At 70.1% G+C, this 4,404-nt stretch carries 3 protein-coding genes; 1 reads left to right on the forward strand and 2 read right to left on the reverse strand.

The features are described 5' to 3' along the window. Together eccB and eccD are read right to left on the reverse strand one after the other, a co-directional pair. The coding region (eccB, locus tag IJH84_RS15420) for a type VII secretion protein EccB (protein ID WP_295145638.1) at window positions 1-1,135 on the reverse strand (1,135 nt) is incomplete at its 3' end. After that, window positions 1,135-2,541, reverse strand: a complete 1,407-nt coding sequence (gene eccD, locus IJH84_RS15425) for a type VII secretion integral membrane protein EccD (RefSeq protein ID WP_295145640.1) — start codon at window positions 2,539-2,541, stop codon at window positions 1,135-1,137. The genes eccB and eccD, both read right to left, overlap by 1 nt. A 137-nt stretch (window positions 2,542-2,678) precedes the next feature. Here eccD and eccCa point away from each other — a divergent pair. Beyond that, a partial coding sequence (eccCa, locus tag IJH84_RS15430; protein ID WP_295145642.1) for a type VII secretion protein EccCa occupies window positions 2,679-4,404 on the forward strand: 1,726 nt, incomplete at its 3' end.

A 4,404-nucleotide genomic window follows, 5' to 3' on the forward strand; every position in this document is an offset into this window, starting at 1 on the left:
AACCCGCGTCGACCTCCGATGTGGACTGCATCTCCACGGTCACCTTCAGATCCCCGGTGCCGGACGGGGAGTAACGGGCGCAGGGCTGCGCATCCGGGGGCGGCACCACGGCTTGCGGCGGCACCGGCGGAAAACCGCCGACCAGGTCCGGACCGCCCGAATCGGGCACGCTCGTCAGCGCCGTGGGACCGGCCTGGAGCACGCTCACCTGCCCGCCCGGGTAGGCGGACTGCACCGCCGGGGACGCCAGGGCCAGCGCGGCGCTGGTCCGGTTCAGCGCCGTCTTGCCGTCCTCGCGCACCAGGTAGAACTGGTCGGATTCGGTCGCCGGGTTGCGCACCTCGTAGACCTGCCCGACCTTGCTCGGCTTGCCGTCGATCACCGGTCCCGGCGAGCCCGCGCCCTCGATCGCGGGCAGCGCGAGGTCGCGCCCGGCGGGAATCGGATCCAGCCAGGCCGTCGAGACCTGCAACGGGGTGACGTTGCCATAGGGCAGCGCGTCCAGCGTCCGCTGATCCGGGACCTTGTAGCGCTTGCCGTTCCACACCAGGTGCACGGCGTTGTCCGGGGTGCTCACCAGCAGCCCCTGCCCGTCCGATGTGGACTTCCCTGGCCGGTTGCCGAACTTCAGCGTCACCACCGGATCGGTGGGCTTCGGGCGCGCCGCGCCCGGCTGCACGCATACCGTCCACGGCCCGGTTTCCAGGGTCTGCGCGGTCGGGATCGAGTCCGGCGCGCCGGGAATGCCGATCGGCTGGCCGACTGGGGTTCCCTCCAGCGACTGCTGCGAAACCGACTGCACCGTGCCGCCGGAGTCGCCCGCGGCCAGCCGGGCCGATGAGTAGTTCAGCACCGGGCGCAGCTGGCCGCCGAGGTAGACGAACTGCGCGCCGCTGTCCTTGTTCACCACGATCGAGCCGTCCTGCTGCCAGGCCGTGCTCTTGCCGGGCTTGAACAGTCCGAGGATGCCGAAGATCGCCATCAGCAGGACGCTCACCAGCACCCCGAACACGATGCCGTTGCGGATCCGCTTGTTCGGCATCTCCAGCGCGTCCGGTTCGCCGTGCGTCACGGCGGACACCAGCCGCCCGACGACGAAGAAGTATGCCTGGACCTGATCCCTGCGCGACTGCATCAGCCCGCGAGCCCCCGCATCATCGAGAAGACGTTGAGCACCTGGAGCAGCAGTGGCAGCGCCGCCACCGCGGTCAGCGTCTCGAAGATGTCCGCGGCCCTGCCCCAGTACGGGCGCAGCCGCCGCCCGGGCAGGAACTCACCGAACACCAGCATCAGCGTGCCGACCAGCAGCACCGGCAGCCAGAACGCGACCAGCCGCAGCAGCGACTCCTGACTGAACGCCAGCAGCAGCACCACCAGCACCAGGCTGAGCCCACCCGGCACGATGAGCGACCAGCGCTGCACCGCCCCTTCCGGGTGCCGCGCGCGCAGGAACAGCAGCACCGCGGTGACCGCGAAGAACACCAGCGTCCACACGTCGCTACCGGTCAGCGGCGCGAGCACCAGCAGCGTCTGCGCCGCGCCGAGTCCGGTGTAGAGCGCCTTCGAGTAGCCGAAGGTCAGCGCCCCGCGGTCCACCACCAGCTGGTACGGCACCGGTTCGATGTCCTCGCCGAGCTCGCTGCTGTTGCCGGGCAGCATCGGCAGCGACAACCCGGAAAGCCGGAACGACAGCGACGGGATGAACAGCGCCGCGACCAGCGTCAGCAGCAGCCCGATCGCGCCCGCCGCGTGCGGCTGCACCGGAGCGGTCGAGCCGAGCAGCGCGGTGCCGCCGACCGCGGCGGCAAAAGTGATCGCACCTGTGAACAGCAGCGCCGAATCGGCCACTGCGAGCACGCCGACGACCAGCGCGACCAGCGCACCGGCGCATCCGCAGGCCAGCATCACCACCGGCGTGGCCGCCGGATCCAGCGCCAGCAGCAAGGAAATTCCGGTGAGCGCGGCATATCCGGCACCGACTCCGGCCAGCAACGTGGCGACCACCGGATTCGCCGCTCCCCGCGCCACCAGCGCGCTCGCGCCGAGCAGCAGCACCGTGATGCCACCGGCAATGGAGAACTGCGGGAACACCGGCGCCGCACCGATCAGCAGCGGAAAACCCAGCAGCAGCAACAACAATGCGCCAGCGCGCAGCATCCAGCGGGTCCGCTCCGGGTTCCAGGTGCCCGCGCCCCGCGACACCTGCTCACCGACACCGTCGACCAGGTCGTCGTAGTCGATCGGGGCGAGCTCGCCGGCGCGGGGTCGCAAGTGGACGGTTTCGCCGTCCAGCAGCCCGAGCTCTGCGATCGTGCGGTCTTCGTCCAGGGCTTGCTCACCGACGCGCTGGACGATCCAGCCCTCGTGGTCGGCGCCCTGCTCGATCCACTCCGCACCGAATTGCGGCAGGACCGCGGGTAGTAGGTCGGCCAGCGGCACTTCGGTGGGCAGCGCCACGTCCGTCGCCTGCTTGCCGAGGACGAACCGTAGCCTCCCGGACTCGGTTGTGCGATGCTGAGTCTGCTCTTCCGAAAACGCCATCTGGTGCCGGAGGTCCTTCCTGCCAGGGTTGGAGACCGTGACCCGGCCAGGAACGTACGCGGCCCGCGCGCGCACGCGAGGTGCTCCGGCACCCGGGACCGCGAGTCTGGGGTTTTCTTTCACCAAAGGGAGAGTGTGTGAGCACGGTGTTGTTCGCTCGGCGGTCCCGGCGCCCGAAGCCGACCGCACCGAGCGAAGAGATAGAGATCCAGGAGCCGCCCGCAGTACCCGAGTCCACCGACGGCGGTCTCAGCGGCGTGCTGATGTACGCGCCGATGGGCCTGAGTTCGCTGGCGATGGTCATGATGTTCGTGCGCCCGGGTTCCGGGACGATGGCCTACATCGGCGGCGGTGTGATGGCGCTCTCGGCGGTCGGCATGATCGTCTCGCAGATGCTGCGGAGTTCGGTCACCCACAAGCAGAAACTGCAAGGGCACCGGCGGGACTACATCCGCTACCTGTCGCAGACCCGCCGCCGGGTGCGCGAAGCGCTCGCCACCCAGCAGCAGGCGGCGCGATGGATCCACCCGTCGCCCCGGTCGCTGTGGTCCCTGGCGCTGGGTTACCGGCTGTGGGAGCGGCGCCCGGCGCACGACGACTTCGGCGAAGTCCGGCTGGGACTGGGCAAGCAGCGGTCGTCGGTGAAGCTGACGCCGCCGGACAGCAAACCCGTCGAGGACCTGGAGCCGCTGGCGGCGCACGCGCTGCGCCGGTTCCTGCGGGCCTACACGACGCTGTCGCACTCGCCGATCGCGGTGTACCTGCGCGGGTTCGGGCAGATCCGGTTCCGCGGTGACGCGGAGCACGTGCGCGGGCTGGTGCGGGCGATGCTGGCGCAGCTGACGACCGCGCACGCACCGGGCGACGTGCAGGTCGCGCTGTGCGCCAGCAGGGACCGCCAAGAGGCATGGGACTGGCTGAAGTGGTTGCCGCACAACCAATCCCCGGACAGCCGGGACGCGGCCGGTTCGCGGCGGCTGATCGCCGAATCCATCGGGGCGATGGAGGAACTGCTCGGCAGCGGGGCGTTCACCTCGCGGCCGCGGTTCGAACCGGACACTCCGATCACCGCGAACGAACCGTTCGTGGTGATCGTCCTCGACGGGGTGCAGCTGCCCCCGGACCACCGGGCCGGGGACGAGGGCTACCGCAACGCGGTGGTGCTCGACGTCGGGGAATCCCTGCCGTGGCAGGCGAAACCGGGCGCGCTGTTCCTGGAAGTGGAGGACGAGCTGGTCAGCACCGTGTCGTTCGACCGGCTCGGCAAGCCGCACAACACCGAGTTGTGCGTGCCGGACCGGCTCAGCACCATCGGCTCCGCCGCGCTGGCGCGCACCATGGCGCGCTACCGCGTCGGAGAAGCGTCCAATGATTCGGACGAGCCGCTTACCGGCGACTACGACATGGCCGGACTGCTCGGGATCGGCGACGTGCGCACCTTCGACCCGGTGAAGTACCGGCGCGAGCGGACCACCGCCAAGCGCAGGCTGCGGGTGCCGATCGGCATCGGCGGTGGTGGCACACCGCTCGAATTGGACATCAAGGAGTCCGCTGAGGACGGAATGGGCCCGCACGGGCTGTGCATCGGCGCGACCGGCTCCGGCAAGAGCGAACTGCTGCGGACCCTGGTGGCGGCGCTGGCGGCCACGCACTCCTCGGAAGAACTCAACTTCGTGCTCGTCGACTTCAAGGGCGGTGCGGCGTTCCTCGGGTTCGACCAGTTGCCGCACACCTCGGCGGTGATCACGAACCTGGCCGACGAGCTGGAGCTGGTCGACCGGATGCAGGACGCGCTCACCGGAGAGCTCAACCGTCGCCAGGAGCACCTGCGCGCTTCCGGCAACTACGCCTCGCGACGCGACT

The sequence above is a fragment of the Saccharopolyspora sp. genome, assembly GCF_017434145.1.
In the GTDB taxonomy this organism is placed as follows: Bacteria; Actinomycetota; Actinomycetes; order Mycobacteriales; family Pseudonocardiaceae; genus Saccharopolyspora_C; species Saccharopolyspora_C galaxeae.

Excerpts from the sequence above, each read along its gene's own strand:
- eccD (WP_295145640.1), bottom strand. The coding sequence starts at position 2,541 with ATGGCGTTTTCGGAAGAGCAGACTCAGCATCGCACAACCGAGTCCGGG.